The organism is Terribacillus saccharophilus (assembly GCF_002272745.1).
Taxonomy (GTDB): domain Bacteria; phylum Bacillota; class Bacilli; order Bacillales; family Amphibacillaceae; genus Terribacillus; species Terribacillus saccharophilus_B.
The window spans coordinates 91,229-108,642 of record NZ_NPBD01000007.1 but is presented as its reverse complement, the minus strand read 5'-3'; the positions used below and the strand labels follow the sequence as shown (position 1 = coordinate 108,642).

Genomic DNA, 17,414 nt, shown 5'->3' with positions numbered 1-17,414 from the left:
GGCATAAGTTTCTTTTCTACTTTCCTAAAGCGAGAAATCTCTTGATTGAAACTATAAATATAGTAGATCAACAAAGGAAATCATTCCCAATACAGATTTCGCCAAATAATGGTAAACTATTCTTATATTCAATTACAAGGGAGCATTGTATATGGAAAGCCTTGATATTGCAGGTCATCTGGATAATTGGTCAGTAAGTATCCAACTTGACAAGAAAGAAGCTGCACGCAGCATCTACGAAGAATTGAATAAACACACCGACGATTATGATGCTGAAACACTGGTTACCTATCTTTTGCTTGAAAGCCGTTACTATGCTATTCAGAGGGATTTTCAAGAGAGTAAGCATTCGCTAGTGAAAGCTCGGGAATACGATGGGAATTTCACAGAGCTGCAGAAATACCAGCTCTTCTTTGCTGAAGGGATTATCTATTACTTTGAAAAGCAGTACCAGGATGCACTAGTATGTTTGGAGAAAGCTGAAAAATATGTAAGTCCCTCTATGGAACCTGCAAAAATAGGAGAATTTCATCTTATTAAGGCTATGGTTTATTACTTCCTCGACATTACAACTTTATCTGCTGTACATGCAGCTAGGGCTGTTGAAAACTTCAAATCACTTGAGCCACTCAATTTCTTACTTGCTCGAACTGAGTTAGTGCAAGGCATGAACTATCTGGATATGTCAGATTACGAGTTGGCAGAAGAACACCTTCATAGAGCATTATCTACTTGTAAAAGAATCGAAAATCAAAGTCTCTTAGCTTCTACTAATCTAAATCTAGGACTCTTATATGTCACACGTGGCTTGCCGGCAACTGCTATTCGCTATCTGGAGGATGCGTTGGCGGGAAAACAAGAACGTATTGAATTAAACGTCCTGTATCTGTTAGCAGACTCCTATTGGAAGACCAATCAAGCTACGAAAGCGAAACAAGCCTACTCAGAAGGCTTTCAAAAGAGTCTCGACAATGATGATACGAAGATGAAATGGGAATTTGCCATGCTTCATAAAAAGTATGAAGACAGACATAACTTTGAAAGTGTTTGGCAGGAGGGTATAGACTATTTCCAAAAAGTTAACGATAAGTTTAACGTTAGGCTCTTTTCAAAGGAACTAGCGCAGTATTATACTGATAGTAAGCAATATGAACTCGCAACAAAATATTATCTCTTGGCTTTAATCTAAGTAGGAGGGCGATCTCATGAAAAAAGTAATGTTTTCCGTAATTCTAATTGGAACTATCATTATCAGTGGTGTGATCGGTTATTCAAATCAAGATGGCTTAGCAGATAAAAAAGGTGATTTTGGCAGCGCTATACTTTCCTTCAATATACTAGATAAATAAAGAAGGAAAAATAGCCCCTATATGGGGTCTTTTTTTTGTTCATAGATTAATAGAATATGTTTATAACCAATTCCAATGGATTGTGTTTCTAAGTTACAGCATAAGTATACCAATTACAGAAGTAAGAATTGAGCCAGCTCCTACGATAAAGGTGCTCTGCGTAATACGAGCTGCTACATTAGCTTTGAATGATTGCATCTTGGGATCATTTTTTATTTGGCTATCTGCTTCTTCTGCGGAGCGTGATTTAAGGACCATCCGTTCACCAATAATTTTGAAGCCTTGGATCAATGGAGTTAGGAATCCTGTATGTAGTATGAGTGCTATTGCTGCAATTATGATTAATATAAGGCCAATCAAGAATGCGATATTAGATAAATTTGCTAGTGAAAAAGGAACAGCTAATGTTGCGATGTACCAGCCGAGAATGGTTAAGAAGAACAATGAAATTTTCCACTTCATATCTATTAACTCCTTTACTATGTAACGGAAAGCGAGATCTGCCAGAGATCCCGCTTTCCATCAGTTCAGTTTGTTACTCAGATACTTTTTCTGCCCATTTCAGGTAAGGATAACGGTTTACCGGATAGACAATGTTTTCGAAGTTCTGTGATGTTAGGTAGTTGTTAGTATAATGGTAGATTGGGTTAAACGGCAGATCTTCCATTAATACAGCTTCTGCTTGGTGCAATAAGTCATAGCGTTTTTCTGGGTCTTGTTCTACTTTGGCATCGGCCATAAGCTGGTCGTACTCTTCATTTACCCAGTTTGTCCGGTTGTTCGGGCTGTCACCCAAGTAGTAATCGAGGATAACAACTGGATCTACTAGTACGCCAATCCAGCCCATACGAGCCATTTGGAAGTTACCTTGCTGTGTTGTATCCAGGTATGTTTTCCACTCTTGGTTTTCAAGCTTCACATCAACGCCAAGATTGTCTTTGTACATTGCTTGTACAGCTTCGGCTATTTTCTTATTGTTTTCAGCAGTGTTATAAGAGATGGATACTTCCGGCAGTTCTGTCCAGCCTTCTTCTTCCATACCTTCTTCTAGAAGTCGTTTCGCTTCTGCTGCATCTTCTTCAAAGTATTCGCCGCCAGTTTCACGGAAATCACCTTCTGGCGTTTCCACACCTGGTGGTACAAATGCGTATGCTGGTGTTTCACCTGATTTGGTTACGTTTTGTGTTAGTGTTTCACGATCAACCGCAAGCGTGAATGCTCTTCTGATTTTCTCATTCGTAAATGGTTCTTTTTCTACGTTAAACATGTACATATACGTACCGAAGTATGGCACTTCACTATATTCTTCTGATTCTTTTTCTTGATCAAGAACATCTGATGGCAATGTTTGGATCAAGTCCAGCTCATTTGTTTTGAACATTTGATAGTAAGTTGTTGCGTCGTTGACGATTTTGTACGTTACTTTATCTAGTTTTACAACACTATTATCCCAATAGTTTTCATTCTTTTCGATGACAACTTCACTGTCATGCGCCCATTTTGTCAGCTTGAATGGTCCGTTACTTACATACGTATCTGCTTCTGCAGACCATGAGCTATTTTCTTCCACAAGCTCCTGTTTTACTGGATAGAATGTCCACATAGTTAATAGTTCGTCAAAGTATTCAAGTGGTGCACCTAATTCTACTACGAGTGTCTTATCGTCTTGTGCAGTGATACCAACGTCTTCTACCGCGCCATCACCTTTGTTGTATGCTTCTGCACCTTTGATATAGTACATGTAGAAGGCAAAGGAGCTACCTGTATCCGGATTTAAAACTCGTTTCCATCCGTACTCGAAGTCTTGTGCTGTTACGTTGCTTCCATCGGACCATTTTGCATCGTCACGAAGAGTGAACGTGTATGTTTTTCCGTCTTCGGAGACATCTACATTTTCAGCAGCTCCTAGTACTGGATTTCCGCTTTCATCCTTCGTATAAAGACCTTCAAATACGTGATCCAATACCCAGCCGGACGTCGTATCTGTTGCAAGTGCCGGATCCAAATCTGGCGGCTCACTCATTGCATTCACTGTGATTTCTTGTGCAATGTCAGCTCCGCTTCCTCCTGAACTGCCATTGCTGCAGCCTGCAGCAACGATTACAAGTATGAGCATACCTACTAGCCATTTTTTCATAACATTTTCCCCCTTCAAATTTTAATTATTGTAAAGATGACACGCTGTCCAGTGTTTCTCTTTCACTTCTCGCCACTCTGGCACTTCCTTGGCACAAACATCCATCGCAAATGGACATCTGGTTCGGAAACGACAGCCGCTTGGCGGATCTACTGGACTTGGCGGGTCGCCCTCTAACACAATTCTTTCACGTCGTTCAGCTTCGGGATTTGCAATAGGAATAGCAGATAATAGCGCTTTAGTATAAGGATGAAGCGGATCGTGAAACAGTTCATCACTGTCGGATAGCTCCATCATTTTCCCTAAGTACATGACACCAATTCGGTCACTAATGTGTTTGACCATGCCTAAATCATGGGCAATGAATAAGTATGTTAAATCCTCTTGTTCTTTTAAATCTTCCAGTAGATTGATAACCTGTGCTTGAATCGATACATCGAGTGCTGATATCGGTTCATCTGCTACGATGAATTTCGGTTCTACCGCTAGCGCCCGGGCAATACCAATCCGCTGCCGCTGTCCTCCACTGAATTCATGCGGATAGCGTTTTGCATGCTCTGGCTGCAGCCCAACTCTTTCTAATAGCTCATACACCCGATCCTGCCGGTTTTTGCCTGTCGCTAATTTATGCGCATCAATCCCTTCAGCAATAATGTCGCCAACACGCATCCGCGGATTTAAAGAAGCGTGCGGGTCTTGGAAGATGACTTGAATTTCCCGGTTTATCTGTCTCTTTTGCTTTTTATTTAACTGACTTAAATCCAGGTCATTGTAGACGATCTTTCCTGATGTCGGGTCTTCCAAGCCAACTATCGTTTTACCAAGCGTTGATTTCCCGCTGCCGCTTTCTCCTACGAGACCAAATGTTTCTCCACGTTTTATTTCGATAGAGATATCATCGACCGATTTCACCGTTTTATCTTTGCCTATCGGATAATATTTCTTCATTTCCTCGATCTGGATGATCGTTTCTGTCATGAGAACTGCCTCCCTGCTGCAACTAATTCTTTGAGGGCTGGTGATCTGGAATCATTCAGCCAGCATTTCGCATCATGTCCATCCTTGATCGAAAAAGCAGGAGGCATTTCTTCGACACACACGTCCATGGCATATTTACAACGCGGCGCAAACGGACAGCCCTTCGGAGGAGAAAATAAATCAGGCGGTGCTCCTTCGATTGGTACTAAGCGCTTTTTATCTTCTGCATCAATATCTGGAATCGACTCTAGCAAACCCCATGTGTATGGGTGCTTTGGATTATTGAATAATTCATTTACCGGAGCTGTTTCGACGATCATGCCGCCGTACATGACAGCAACCCGTTCCGCCGTCTCGGCTACAACGCCAAGGTCATGGGTAATCAATATAATAGAAGTGTCCATTTCATCTTTTAGATTCTTCATCAAATCTAAAACCTGCGCTTGAATGGTTACATCCAATGCTGTCGTAGGTTCATCAGCCAGAAGTACCTTTGGATGACAGGCCAGTGCAATGGCAATCATAATCCGCTGGCGCATCCCGCCGCTGAATTCATGCGGATACTGCTCATAGCGTTCCGCAGGATTTGAAATACCAACACGACGGATCATGTCAATCGCGTTTTCCTTCGCTTCTTGACCCTTTATGTTTTGGTGCGTTGTAATACTTTCTGCAATTTGTTTTCCGACTTTCATCGTAGGATTCAATGAAGTCATTGGATCCTGAAAGACCATACTAATCTTCGAGCCTTTCACCTTTTGCATATCTCGCTTGGATAGTTTTAAAAGATCCTGCCCTTCTAAAAGCACTTCACCGTTCTTTATTTTGCCTGGCGGAGTTGGAATCAGGCCCATGATGGATTGCACGGTAACACTTTTCCCACTGCCGCTTTCTCCGACTATCGCTAGGATCTCTCCTTTATCAACGTGAAAGGAAACATCCCGGACGGCTTGCACTTCTCCTCCATATGTCTTAAAACTAACTTCCAAATTATTCACTTCTAGTAAACGTTCCAACATCTCACCTCCTATTTATTTGCTTTCGGATCAAGTGCATCTTGCAGGCCGTCCCCGAATGCGTTAAAGGCAAACATGGTGAGGGCAATCATAAAGCCTGGGAAAAAGAGTCGCCACCACTGCCCGCTAAGAATAACGCCTAAGGAATCATTCGCCATCGTTCCCCAGCTGGCAAAAGGAGCCTGAACCCCTAACCCTAGAAAGCTTAAAAATGATTCAGCAAAGATTGCGGATGGTATCGTAAAGGTTATATTCACGATGATGATACCTGCTGTATTTGGAATCAAATGCCGCCAAATGATTTTGGGGTGGGAGGTCCCCATCTTTTGGGCAGCTAACACATATTCCTGTGACTTCAGCTGGAGTATTTGACCACGTATTATTCTGGCCATCCCTACCCAGCCGGTAACAGATAACGCAATAATGATAGAGGTAATACCTGGCTCCATAATTACCATCAGTAGAATGACAATCAATAGGTAAGGAATACCGTACAGAATTTCAACAATTCGCATTAAGATACTATCAATTCGGTCACCGAACTTGCTTCGGCCGGCCATATAACCAGAGATACCTCCGATTGTTACCCCGAGGATAATATCAATTGCTGCGGCAATGAGCCCGATTGTTAACGATACTCTAGCTCCATACCAAGTTCTTGACCATACATCTCGTCCTAAGTCATCGGATCCAAACCAATGCTCACTGTTTGGTGCAACATTGGTGTTCACCAAATCCTGTTTCGCCGGGTCGAATGGAACCATATGCGGGCCAGCTATTGCAAAAAATCCAATGACGAGAAGCAAGGTAAAGCCAAGCACTGCCATCTTATTTTTTAATACATTAAGAATTGTTTCCTTCCACACACTCATGCTCGGGCGCTGGATAGGGTCATGTCCACGTTTTTCTGGTGATAAGGGGCGAAAAAGGGAATCATTCACACGTTTAGCTTCCATCTTACTCCCCTCCACTCGTTAGTTTTATTCTTGGGTCAATATAACGGTACGATATATCAATGATGAATAACGTTAACACCAGCAATACACTGAAGAAGATTGTTGTTCCCATGATTACTGGATAGTCCCGGTTGAAAATACTATCTACGAAATAGCGTCCGATACCCGGAATTGCGAATATTTTCTCAATAACGAATGTTCCGGTAATTAAGGAGACAAATAATGGACCAATGAAAGAAATAACCGGTAAGATAGCATTTCGGATGCCGTGCCTGATGACTAGCTTTGTTTTTGATAGCCCTTTGGCGTCTGCTGTCTTGATATAGTTTTGGTTGGTTACTTCGAGCATACTGGAACGCATAAACCGCGCGATAACAGCAAGCGGTGTCGCAGCTAATGCTAACGTTGGTAAAATGGAATGCTGCCATGTTCCCCACGACGCAACAGGTAACATCCCCCACTCCACGGCAAAATACTTGATGAGCAGCGGTGCCAAGATAAAGCTCGGAACTGATATACCGATTATCGCAATAAACATAGAAGCATAATCGAGTACTTTGTTATGATTCAAAGCAGCTACAATCCCCAACAGCAAGCCTAGAGCTAAGGCGATGACTAAAGCCTGCAGCCCGAGTAAGGCGGAAGCTGGTGCACCATCAGCAATAATAGAATTTACTGATCTTGTTTCGGATTGAATGGAGAACCCTAAATCAAATGTCACTAAATCCTTCATATACAGCACATATTGCACTGCTATTGGCTCGTCCAAGTTGTATTTAGCCCTGATGTTTTGTAATACTTCCTCCGGAAGCACATCTGCATCTGAAGCGAATGGATCACCAGGTATAAATTTCATGATCAAGAATGTTAAACTCGCAATGACCCATATTGTAAGCAGCATGATAAGTATTCGTTTTACAATATACACGGATTCACCTCCACTATTTTTCTAGCTGTTACACTTACGCATTCACACTGCCAAGTACACCATTTGTCGCTGTCATTGCAATAATCACACAGCCCCACATATGCTTGTATGCTGTGACAACGTCATCACAAGTAAAACGAATGCTTCGTGGACCAGTCAGTTCCACTGTAGGAAGTGTTGTCGTCATCATTGCCTGCTGCGGCCCTTTAAACTCGATGTTAAAGGTCACAGGCCCCTCCACTGTTTGCGGATTAAAGCTCTTGATTTCTTTGACTGATAGTTCTGCTTTTTCGCGGATCTCTTTGCGGGCAACCTCTGGGTGAAGCAGCTCGGCTGCAAACCGGTCAACAGCGCGTTTTGTTACAGCGCCTTTCACATCGGGCAATGTCTCTTGCACCTCTTTTACATACGCATCATCGCCACTAATGAAAATCGCCGGTACGTTAAAGCCGCCTGCAACTAGTGTGTTCATTTCCGTCTCACCAACAACTCGGTTATTGATCTTCATTTCATTCACACAGATACCTGCCAGTGTATGGCTAATGATTGTACGTTCTGATCCAGCTTCACGTCCATGATGTCCAACGAACATAATCCCATCGAACGTTTCATCCAAGCCTTCCAGCTGACACATGACGCGGTTATTACCAGAAACAAGTCTTGCACGTGGATCTAACTCTTCCACCAGTATGTTCGACATATTGCCGTGCCCATCAGCAACAACCACCTCTTTTGCTCCGCCATTATAGGCTCCTTCTATTGCCGCATTCACATCCGCTGTCATAAGCTTTCTGAAACGCTGGTATTCAGAATTTGTTTTTAACTGCTGATTGGTTGCAACACCTGAGATGCCTTCCATATCTGCTGAAATAAATATTTTCATAATGACCCGCCTTTGAATGATTATTATAAATTTTCTAACTAATTAACTTAAAAAAATATGTAGATCAGAAAGGGAAACGTGATTGTTCATCGAGACTCTTTACAAAGGCTTTGACTAAATCCTTGGTTGCGATAAGATCGCCTAAGTCGATAAGTTCGATGCTTGAATGTGTGTAACGAGAAGGAATCGATAACACCCCTGTTGGAATGCCTTTGTTGGCGTAAGTGACTGCCCCGCCGTCTGTCCCAATTCCAGTAAACACTTCTAGTTGATAAGGAATGTTTCTTTCCTTTGCCAGCTGAACGAGCAGCTTCTTCATTGTTTTCGGAACGATTAAACTTGCATCCATCACCTTAATTCCGGTCCCATTTCCTAAGCTGAGAGTCTGATCCATCGTTTGCTCAAACGTATCGCTCACTGCAGTTGTATCAATTGCGATAGCAACATCTGCATCAATATGTTCGGATGCTGTTTTTGCTCCTCTTAATCCGACTTCTTCCTGAACTGTGAATAAACAAATGAGCTCACCTGCGAAATCTTGCTCTATTTCTTCTAAGACTTGTAGAATAACGGCACACCCTGCACGATCATCTAGTGACTTGGCACGTATCCTAGGTTTTTCAGCAGTTCCGATGGTCTGCAGTTCAGAACCCCAAGTAACAGGAGCCCCTACTTCAATGCCCATTTCTAGTACTTCCTGATAAGATCTTACTCCAACATCTATGTATAGCTGACTATGTTTTCTCACCTTTTGCGCGTCATCAAATTTAGCAAAGTGTGCAGAAAGTGTTCCAATCACTCCATTGATATGACCTTCCTCGCCTAGTACCTTTACCGGCTGTGCCACAAGATTCCGATCATCATTACCGCCTAGCTTTTCAAATCGCAGAAATCCGTTTGTTTCTATCTTTTTCACAATAAAACCGACTTCATCCATATGAGCTGTTAACAGAATGCTAGGTCCTGGGCTTGTACCTTTCTTCTTGGCGATGACATTACCAATAGGATCTATCACCACTTCATCTACCTTATCCTTTAGATAATCTTTTAGAAAATAACTAACTTCCTGTTCGTAGCCGCTTGGGCCCTGCAGACTTGTTAGCTTCTTTACTAATTCAATCAAGCGAGCAGCTCCTTTCTATAGATATTCGAATGTATTTTTATAGTTTTCTAATTGAATGATCGTATTGATTTCAGTGATTCCTTCGATACCGTCCAGCTTGAGCATACAGTCCTTTATATCTTCCTGGCTTCGGACATTAATTTGAATCAGCAGCTGATAGTTTCCGCTAGTCATCGTTATATAGCGAACTTCTTTTATCGTGCTAAGCGCTTCTCTTACCTTTGTAATCGTTCCTTGCTTCGTTTTTATTTGAATAATCGCTCCAGCTTTTAAACCGAGTGCGATTGGATTCACTACGCCTACTACTTCAATGATGTTATGCTGCACTAAATTTTTGTAACGAAGTCTGATTGTCTTCTCCGTTACTTTTAATTCACTTGCTATTTCTGAAAAAGCTAAGCGGCCATCCTTGGATAACATTCGGATAATACCGCGGTCTAACTCATCGATTTGATACTCCACTACTCTTCCTACTTTCGGACTTTTCTACTATTATACTCCCCTTTTTGATACATAACCTTACATTGAAGAACATTTACAATATTCGAAAATTGATTTAATATCGTAATTAGGAATTAGGTATAGAGGGTATTATATTGGATAAATTTTCAGAAATCAATGATAATTTAGATATTTATGGAGGTTATTGTATGAAGGCCATAACAAATGTATCTGGTGTAGACGGAACAGGAAAGACATTTAGCGGTACAACGATTTTAATAAAGGACGGCAAATTCACTTCTATAGATACATCCAGCATTCCAGATGGATATGAAATCATTGATGCTAGCGGTACATACTTTACTCCAGGATTAATTGATGTACATACCCATTTAGGTGTACATGAAGAAGGAATAGGAAAAGAAGGACATGACTTCAATGAAACGAGCGCTGCAGCCACGCCACAGGTGCGCGCAATTGATGGAATAAACCCACTGGATAGAGGATTTGAAGATGCCAGGCGTTCAGGTGTTACCACAGTCCAAGTTATGCCTGGGAGTGCCAATGTAATTGGCGGAGAAATGTGTGTGTTAAAAACGACAGGGACAATCGTAGATGAAATGGTCATTCGTAATCCTTCAGGTCTAAAAGCAGCAACAGGAGAGAATCCAAAACGGTTCCACGGTGATAAAGGTAGAATGCCGACAACTAGAATGGGAATCGCAGCCATTCTTCGCGAGAAATTTATTGAGGCACAAACATATAAGGAAGATCGCGAAGTAGGAAAAGCAGCCAGAAACCTAGGCTTAGAGCATATCGTCAAAGTATTGAATAAAGAAATACCGCTTCGTGTACATGCCCACCGCGCTGATGATATTGTCACTGTTCTACGCTTAAAAAAGGAATTTGAAATTGATTTAACGATTGAGCATTGCACAGAGGGACATCAAATAGCACCGTTCATCGCTAAACACGACATTCGTGTGTCAGTAGGCCCGACAATGACACCTCGCTCAAAAATAGAGCTGGCCGATAAAGGCTGGAATACACTGTTGGCACTAGCAGAAGAATCTGTACCATTCTCCATCACAACCGATCATCCTGTAATTGCGATTGAGCATCTAATGACAAGTGCGATTTTAGCTGTTAAATATGGTCTGCCAGAAAAAGAGGCTCTTAAAGCTATTACACTAAATGCGGCGAAGCATCTAGGCGTAGACGATCGAGTTGGTTCAGTTGAAGTTGGCAAGGATGCTGACTTTGTTCTCTGGACCGGCAACCCATTCGATTTGAGAAATAAAGCAGTACAAACCTATATAAATGGCGAATTAGTATAAGAATGCGTGGACAAGTTTCTTAATAGGCAAAGCTTATTTTGAGAAACTTGTCCCATATCACGACAAATAAATAGATGTTCCGGGACAGGAGGCAGCAAAATATGACAACAAACGGTCTTTCAGCACAAGATTTATTCGATTTTTCATTTATATCGGATCCGCAGCTATCTCCAGATGGTAGTTGGGTTGTTTTTGTGAAACGAGTAATTAACGACAAAGAAAAATACCAATCAAATCTATTCCTAATGCACGTGGACTCAAAGGAAATCACTCAATTTACCCAAGGTAATTTCTCAGATGTACAGCCGAGATGGTCCCCTGATGGGCGATATATATTCTTTGTATCTAATCGCTCCAAGAAGCAGCAAATCTGGAAAATTGCTTTTAATGGTGGGGAAGCCAGTCAGGTTACCACTTTTAAAAGAGGTGCTTCTCAGCCTGTATTGTCACCCGACGGTAAGAAGATTCTCGTTACCGTACCGTTAACCGCATCAGACAGCTTTAAGGAAAAAGAAACAAAACAGGAAAAGAGAGATGAAAAACTAAAGCCTTACATTACAACGAATCTGAAATACAAATCAGATGCGAAAGGTTTTTCGGACGAAACCTTCGAGCACCTCGTATTAATAGATTTGCAAACTGGTACAGAATCCTTACTAACTGACGGTCAATATGATCATCATTCTCCTGCATTTTCACCAGATGGAATGCATGTCGCATATAGCGCCAACCGTTCAGAGGATCCTGAGCAGACGTTTTTCTCGGATATTTATCAGTTAGATTTGACTACGAATAACACAGAAAAACTTACGAGCAGCGATAAAAGATTCTACACGCCGAACTATTCTCCGGATGGAACAAAGCTGTCTTTATTAGGTGATGATTTGGAATACAAAGGAGCCACGCTTACTAGAGTATGGTCGCTGGATCTTGCAACAAAAGAACTCACCTGTTTAACGAGTGAATTGGATGCGGAGTGCAATGATGTTGCGATTAATGATATGGGCACAGGAACTGCAAGTACTGGCGCCATCTGGAGCAAGACAAATGACGCCCTATTCTTCTTAGCTAGTGAACTAGGATCAACTAACTTATATCAAGTGACGTTAGATAAACAAATTAGCACAGTTGTTGATGGGAAACGTCAGGTTTATGCGTTCAGTACCGATAAGGATCAAGACCGATTTGTGTATGCAGTAAGTCAGACCGGTATTCCTGGCGATCTATTTGTATCAACTTTATCTGGGAATGAAGAGCAACGTTTAACATCAATTAATGAGCAGTTACTTCAAACAAAAGAATTATCAATTCCAGAGGACTTCCGTTTTAAAGCCAATGATGGAACCGAGCTGCAAGGCTGGATTATGAAACCAACAGGCTTCAAGGATGGCGAAACGTATCCACTTGTCCTAGAAATTCATGGCGGTCCGCACGCGATGTACAGTCATGCTTTCATGCACGAGTTTCAGGTGCTTGCCGGAAAAGGTTATGGTGTCCTATTCATGAATCCAAGAGGTAGTCATGGCTATGGACAGCAATTTGTCGATGCCGTTCGCGGAGACTATGGGGGCATTGACTATGACGATGTAATGGTCGCTGTAGATTATGCTTTGGAAAACTATAAGTGGCTTGATTCATCACGCTTAGGTGTAACTGGTGGAAGCTATGGCGGCTTCATGACGAACTGGATTGTCGGCCATACGAACAAATTTAAAGCGGCAGTTACGCAACGCTCGATTAGTAACTGGCTCAGCTTCAATGGTGTGAGTGACATCGGCCACTACTTTACTGAATGGGAGCACAAGACAACTGTTATGGAAGACCCCGAGGAGCTATGGAGAATCTCCCCGCTTCGATATGTAAAAGATGTGGAAACACCACTGCTCATTTTGCATAGCGAAAATGATTATCGCTGCCCGATTGAACAAGCCGAACAATTGTATTTGGCATTGAAACAACAAAAGAAACCTACACGGTTTGTACGTTTTCCAGAATCAAATCATGAGCTTTCACGAAGCGGAGATCCTGGTTTACGTATTATTCGCTTGAATGAAATAACGGACTGGTTCGATCAGTATTTGAAATAAAAAGGAGAAGTAAAATTGAACATCTTACTCACTGGATTTGAAGCTTTTTTGGGGATGAAATCAAATCCTACAGAAGTGATTGTCCGCAACCTAGACGGAGAAACAATAAACGGGAACAAGATAATCGGCAAGGTGCTCCCCGTAGATTTCACAAAAACGTCCAGCGTCATCTTAGAACATATAGAAGATCATCAGCCCTCTGTTGTCATTTCTTTAGGGCTAGCTGCCGGTAGAAATAGAATTACACCGGAAAGAATAGCGATAAACTGCATGGACGGAGAAGCAGACAATGCTGGAAATCAGTATGACGGGCAAAAAATACTAGAGGATGCACCTGATGCCTACTTTTCGACCTTGCCAATTAAAAACATGGTGGCAAAACTGCAGGAACATAACTTACCTGCGAAGATTTCCAACACCGCAGGCACCTATTTATGCAACCAAACAATGTACACAGTCAGACATCATATCGAAACAAATAAGCTGGATATGATTTCAGGATTCGTGCATATACCAGCACATCATGAATTGGCATTGACCAATCCTAAGCTGCCTTCTTGGTCAGTGAAGGATTTAGAAGAGGCTGTGCGGGTTATTATTGGAGAAATCTAGAACTAAAAGCAGCCCCTCTGTTTTCACAGAAGGGGCTGTTTTTCAATCAACTATTTTTGTCCCATGTACTTCTCTTACATTTAATGTAGATGTGATCAAATCAAGATTCTTAGTAGAAATTCCTCCACCAGGAAGGATAATGATTCTGCCATTTGCATAGTCGATATATTCCTTCAACCTGACTAAATTCTCTTCAATCTTCTTATCTAGCGGACCTCCATGGGTAAGGATTCGTTGTACCCTGTGTTCCGCCAGCCAATCAATCGCTTTAAGTTGATTTTCAGTACTTATTTGGTCAAACGCCATGTGAAAGGTTATGTCCAGTCCTTTTGCTACATCCAGTAAGGTGATCATAGCATCTTCATCAATCCAGCCAGTGTCGTTTAAACAACCAAGCACAACGCCATCTGTTCCTAATTCCTTTAAATGAACTAGATCTCGCTTCATCATGTCCACTTCTTCTTTACTAAAAACAAAATTACCGCCTCTTGGCCTTACCATGCTCATAACCTTGATGTTTTTACCGTGGCAATAGGTAATCGTCACTTCCGCTACACCGTGGCTCACTGTGGTACCTCCTGCCGCAAGGTTGTCACACAGTTCAATCCTGTCAGCACCTTTAGCGATGACTTCGGGGACATTCGTGAAATTCTCTACGCAGACTTCTTTAAGCATATGTATATCCACCTTACTTATAATATGACTAGCTGTGTTTCAATCGTAGTATCACTATTGGTAATTAACAAATGCAGGTGCAGGATCTAGTTCCAGAACCTCTTCCGGTGTCATGACAGGTTCGTCTTTCTGATAAAATACCTTGAATCCGCCATATTGGATAGGCTGATTATGTACAAGCTGATGATAACCTGATCGTTTTAAAGCTGCAATGCCATGGCCATCATTATTCAGCACCACTTCCACGTTCTCTGTGGGATGGATAGCTTCTTTATTGCTGATAATGATGTCTGCAAATTGGTGGACGATGACAAGCTTGTCAGGAAGTTCATTCTCAGACGCTAGATTTGATACATAGTCAATTGCTTCCTGTACATTCTCACCATCAACATGCCCCAAATTTTCTCCGGGAACCTGCCCCTCTTTCACATGAAATTCTGTATCAATGGCTAAGTGAACATAAGGCAATTTCAAATATTTCTCCAATGATTTCACTTGATTCATAATATTGTCTCGACCTAATTGAACATCGAGGATCAGCAGCGCATTATTCTCTTCGGCTAACTTCGCATATCTTTCAATATCCTCATCAGCTGTCGCATGCATATAAAGCCCATCCTCCCCAGGATTTCGCTGGGCAACCGTTGCGATCAATTCAATTGCTGGAATAGCCGGTCTCTCAGGGTCCAGTTCTGAATAAGCCTTTGTTTGGTCCTTCAATTTCTCCATTAACTCCTCTGGACTGTATTCTCCGAGAATCCCCATGCTAGTAGAATCAGGATGACCATAATAAGAAACTATTCTATTTTTCTGAAGCGGTCCTTCTGTTTCATCTTCCGTTCCCTTTTCCAAGGTTTGACCTAAAGGAACACTTCTCTTCGTGTCATCCCCATGCGCCTCTGTTGTTGGCATTTCCGCCAGCTGTGTTTCTGTATAATGACTTTCCAGCGGTTTAGCTGCCTCAGAAGGTTTAATAGCTTGATAGTTTGCCTCTGTCGCAGATTCCGGAGAACTTGCTGCCTGCTCATCCGAGCTCATTTCTGACTTTTCTTTTGACTCTGGCTCTTGGTCTTGCGAAGTTGCTTCCTGCGAACAGCCTGATAACAATAAAGCCGGAATAACTGCAAGGCAAGCACCTGCCATAATTAGTTTTTTCACTTTATCCCACCTGTTGTTTAAGAGTATTTCATGTTGCAGGTGGTTCTACACCATACAATGAAACCTTTACTATGTTTCTATTATAAGATCAGAAACTATCAATTTTAAATCAAAAGCTGCTCATTCAACTTACCACAAGAAAATTTAAGTAAACCTTTTTTCTTTAATCTATCGATCGTATTTCATCGCTGGCGCAAAAGATATTAAATCATCATGAGGCTATTTGGAGTAATAAATTCTTAACTGTCATTGATGCAGAGCCAAAAGCTTGAATTTAAAAAGGACTGCATCTCCGTATAGTACAGATGTGCAGTCCTTTTTTTGCATAATAATCAATTTCAGAAGGATTTTACCCCAACTTCTAAAGATAATCCTTTTTGATATACGTCAAATGTGTTTTTTTGAGTCGAATCAACTTCAATATCTTCGAAGCCAATCACCTCACCTTTATTCACATCATTTTTCAGGGTTATATTATTTAATAGATAGAACGGAACAGCATCTTTCGCTTCATTTCTTTCAAATAACTGTGGCTTAACATCTTTTATTTCATGATGATGTCCATATACTGTAAAAGTATTTCCTGCTTTTAGATCTTCCTCGGCAACCCCTGCCATAACGGAAACTTGTCGTGTATCATGACGTGTCCCTACTCCCAGACGTTCTCCAAGTATGATTGATAATGGTGCTTCCAGTCCCATCATGTGGTATGGCTGATAAATACAGCCGTACTTTCCACTCTTACTAATGATGTGACCTTTACCTCTTAATAAATCAACCATAATTTCGTTGTTGGTAAGCTCAAAAACGATGAAAACACCACCTGCGAAACTAGGTTCATTCTTTTCTCTTAATTGATAAAAGACATCCACTACTCCAGAACGATCTAATATCCCGCCATCTTTTTTAGGTACAAAGATTTCAGCTAATTCGTTCACTTTTGCGATTGGATAATTAAGTCCTGGAGCTGCTGGCAATAAACCAGAAACATTAGATACTAAATTTATTTCACAAACATCTGCAGCAATTGTTCCAGTAAGTTCTTTTAAAGATTCAAATCTTTGCTGCAGCGTACTTGTATCTTCATATTCCCATGCATTCATTATCTCTGGCTTATCATGATATACTTCTTTTCCATCTGTATAGGTGAGTTTTCCAGAGTCTCTATCAAATACAAAGTCATATTCACTAGATTTACCAGCTGCTACAATGTTTAGACCGAGCAGTTTCCCCCAAGAATATAAATCTACTAGATTGCGGGGCTGATCTCCATTTACCAGAGCATAAACAGTGTTATTTTCATGTGCTAATTGGTTAAAATAAGTTCCGCTGAAACTATCCGTTTCCTTAGAAACCATATACACATTGATACCATGTGTTAATGCATTTTCCGCAATATAAGTTCCAACATCCATGTTTCCAGTTGCTTCTAATACAGAAGAGATTCCTGATTCCAGAACCAATTTGTAATCATCCACAACAATTATTTCACTTTCGTCCGTACGCTTCATTTCCTCTGCATTATGACAGATTACGATTTTTTCTTTGTTGTATCCGCTTTCAATTAATGCATTATAACTTGCTTCAATATCTATTGAACAAACAATCCGAACATCAATCTGATTTACATTTTTAAGCTGTACTAACGATGTATAACCAAATCCTTGAGAAGCTCCAACGATACCTAGCTTAATCTTTTTATCATAATCAAGTAATTTTGTATAATCCATTACT

Annotated in this window: 17 protein-coding genes; 5 read left to right on the top strand and 12 right to left on the bottom strand. The window is 41.2% G+C overall.

The window, feature by feature from the left end; translation table 11 throughout:
* Positions 1-151: 151 nt before the first annotated feature.
* Positions 152-1,189: a tetratricopeptide repeat protein gene (locus CHH58_RS07845; RefSeq protein ID WP_095232046.1), complete on the top strand. Its 1,038-nt coding sequence runs from the start codon at positions 152-154 to the stop codon at positions 1,187-1,189.
* A gap of 16 nt (positions 1,190-1,205) precedes the next feature.
* A complete protein-coding gene (locus tag CHH58_RS18360; RefSeq protein ID WP_164072082.1) occupies positions 1,206-1,349 on the top strand; it encodes a hypothetical protein in 144 nt (47 codons plus the stop codon).
* A 93-nt stretch (positions 1,350-1,442) separates the two neighbouring features.
* Here the strand turns inward: CHH58_RS18360 and CHH58_RS07840 are convergent, their stop codons facing one another.
* From CHH58_RS07840 to CHH58_RS07800, 9 genes are all read right to left on the bottom strand, one after another.
* Entirely contained in the window at positions 1,443-1,811 is a 369-nt protein-coding gene (locus CHH58_RS07840) for a DUF3899 domain-containing protein (protein WP_095232045.1), read from the bottom strand.
* A gap of 73 nt (positions 1,812-1,884) precedes the next feature.
* Positions 1,885-3,486, bottom strand: a complete 1,602-nt coding sequence (locus CHH58_RS07835; RefSeq protein WP_095232044.1) for a peptide ABC transporter substrate-binding protein — start codon at positions 3,484-3,486, stop codon at positions 1,885-1,887.
* Between the two features lie 21 nt (positions 3,487-3,507).
* A complete protein-coding gene (locus tag CHH58_RS07830) occupies positions 3,508-4,464 on the bottom strand; it encodes an ABC transporter ATP-binding protein (protein ID WP_095232043.1) in 957 nt (318 codons plus the stop codon).
* Complete coding sequence (locus tag CHH58_RS07825; RefSeq protein WP_170937556.1) at positions 4,461-5,483, bottom strand: ABC transporter ATP-binding protein; 1,023 nt, start codon at positions 5,481-5,483, stop codon at positions 4,461-4,463. The genes CHH58_RS07830 and CHH58_RS07825 overlap by 4 nt, the downstream gene beginning before the upstream one ends.
* 8 nt (positions 5,484-5,491) lie before the next feature.
* Positions 5,492-6,436 (bottom strand): ABC transporter permease, encoded by a 945-nt coding sequence (locus tag CHH58_RS07820; protein ID WP_095262309.1) that lies wholly within the window; start codon positions 6,434-6,436, stop codon positions 5,492-5,494.
* A gap of 1 nt (position 6,437) precedes the next feature.
* Positions 6,438-7,364 (bottom strand): ABC transporter permease, encoded by a 927-nt coding sequence (locus tag CHH58_RS07815; protein WP_095262308.1) that lies wholly within the window; start codon positions 7,362-7,364, stop codon positions 6,438-6,440.
* Positions 7,365-7,398: 34 nt separating this feature from the next.
* Positions 7,399-8,247 (bottom strand): M55 family metallopeptidase, encoded by an 849-nt coding sequence (locus CHH58_RS07810; protein WP_095262307.1) that lies wholly within the window; start codon positions 8,245-8,247, stop codon positions 7,399-7,401.
* Positions 8,248-8,311: 64 nt separating this feature from the next.
* Positions 8,312-9,370, bottom strand: a complete 1,059-nt coding sequence (locus CHH58_RS07805) for a M42 family metallopeptidase (RefSeq protein ID WP_095262306.1) — start codon at positions 9,368-9,370, stop codon at positions 8,312-8,314.
* Between the two features lie 15 nt (positions 9,371-9,385).
* Complete coding sequence (locus tag CHH58_RS07800; RefSeq protein WP_095227356.1) at positions 9,386-9,832, bottom strand: Lrp/AsnC family transcriptional regulator; 447 nt, start codon at positions 9,830-9,832, stop codon at positions 9,386-9,388.
* 188 nt (positions 9,833-10,020) lie between these two features.
* On the opposite strand from CHH58_RS07800, the gene CHH58_RS07795 reads away from it, so the two are divergent.
* From CHH58_RS07795 to CHH58_RS07785, 3 genes are all read left to right on the top strand, one after another.
* Positions 10,021-11,148 (top strand): amidohydrolase, encoded by a 1,128-nt coding sequence (locus CHH58_RS07795; RefSeq protein WP_095262305.1) that lies wholly within the window; start codon positions 10,021-10,023, stop codon positions 11,146-11,148.
* 101 nt (positions 11,149-11,249) lie between these two features.
* Complete coding sequence (locus CHH58_RS07790; protein ID WP_095262304.1) at positions 11,250-13,235, top strand: S9 family peptidase; 1,986 nt, start codon at positions 11,250-11,252, stop codon at positions 13,233-13,235.
* A gap of 15 nt (positions 13,236-13,250) precedes the next feature.
* Positions 13,251-13,847: a pyroglutamyl-peptidase I gene (locus tag CHH58_RS07785; protein WP_257000931.1), complete on the top strand. Its 597-nt coding sequence runs from the start codon at positions 13,251-13,253 to the stop codon at positions 13,845-13,847.
* Positions 13,848-13,889: 42 nt separating this feature from the next.
* Here the strand turns inward: CHH58_RS07785 and CHH58_RS07780 are convergent, their stop codons facing one another.
* From CHH58_RS07780 to CHH58_RS07770, 3 genes are all read right to left on the bottom strand, one after another.
* Positions 13,890-14,522: a copper homeostasis protein CutC gene (locus tag CHH58_RS07780; RefSeq protein WP_095262303.1), complete on the bottom strand. Its 633-nt coding sequence runs from the start codon at positions 14,520-14,522 to the stop codon at positions 13,890-13,892.
* A gap of 54 nt (positions 14,523-14,576) precedes the next feature.
* Complete coding sequence (locus CHH58_RS07775) at positions 14,577-15,680, bottom strand: hypothetical protein (protein WP_249275067.1); 1,104 nt, start codon at positions 15,678-15,680, stop codon at positions 14,577-14,579.
* Positions 15,681-16,018: 338 nt separating this feature from the next.
* Positions 16,019-17,410 (bottom strand): homoserine dehydrogenase, encoded by a 1,392-nt coding sequence (locus tag CHH58_RS07770; RefSeq protein ID WP_095262302.1) that lies wholly within the window; start codon positions 17,408-17,410, stop codon positions 16,019-16,021.
* Positions 17,411-17,414: the final 4 nt, after the last annotated feature.

Excerpts from the sequence above, each read along its gene's own strand:
- CHH58_RS07845 (WP_095232046.1), top strand. The coding sequence starts at position 152 with ATGGAAAGCCTTGATATTGCAGGTCATCTGGATAATTGGTCAGTAAGT.
- CHH58_RS18360 (WP_164072082.1), top strand. The coding sequence starts at position 1,206 with ATGAAAAAAGTAATGTTTTCCGTAATTCTAATTGGAACTATCATTATC.
- CHH58_RS07840 (WP_095232045.1), bottom strand. The coding sequence starts at position 1,811 with ATGAAGTGGAAAATTTCATTGTTCTTCTTAACCATTCTCGGCTGGTAC.
- CHH58_RS07835 (WP_095232044.1), bottom strand. The coding sequence starts at position 3,486 with ATGAAAAAATGGCTAGTAGGTATGCTCATACTTGTAATCGTTGCTGCA.
- CHH58_RS07830 (WP_095232043.1), bottom strand. The coding sequence starts at position 4,464 with ATGACAGAAACGATCATCCAGATCGAGGAAATGAAGAAATATTATCCG.
- CHH58_RS07825 (WP_170937556.1), bottom strand. The coding sequence starts at position 5,483 with ATGTTGGAACGTTTACTAGAAGTGAATAATTTGGAAGTTAGTTTTAAG.
- CHH58_RS07820 (WP_095262309.1), bottom strand. The coding sequence starts at position 6,436 with ATGGAAGCTAAACGTGTGAATGATTCCCTTTTTCGCCCCTTATCACCA.
- CHH58_RS07810 (WP_095262307.1), bottom strand. The coding sequence starts at position 8,247 with ATGAAAATATTTATTTCAGCAGATATGGAAGGCATCTCAGGTGTTGCA.
- CHH58_RS07795 (WP_095262305.1), top strand. The coding sequence starts at position 10,021 with ATGAAGGCCATAACAAATGTATCTGGTGTAGACGGAACAGGAAAGACA.
- CHH58_RS07790 (WP_095262304.1), top strand. The coding sequence starts at position 11,250 with ATGACAACAAACGGTCTTTCAGCACAAGATTTATTCGATTTTTCATTT.
- CHH58_RS07780 (WP_095262303.1), bottom strand. The coding sequence starts at position 14,522 with ATGCTTAAAGAAGTCTGCGTAGAGAATTTCACGAATGTCCCCGAAGTC.
- CHH58_RS07770 (WP_095262302.1), bottom strand. The coding sequence starts at position 17,410 with ATGGATTATACAAAATTACTTGATTATGATAAAAAGATTAAGCTAGGT.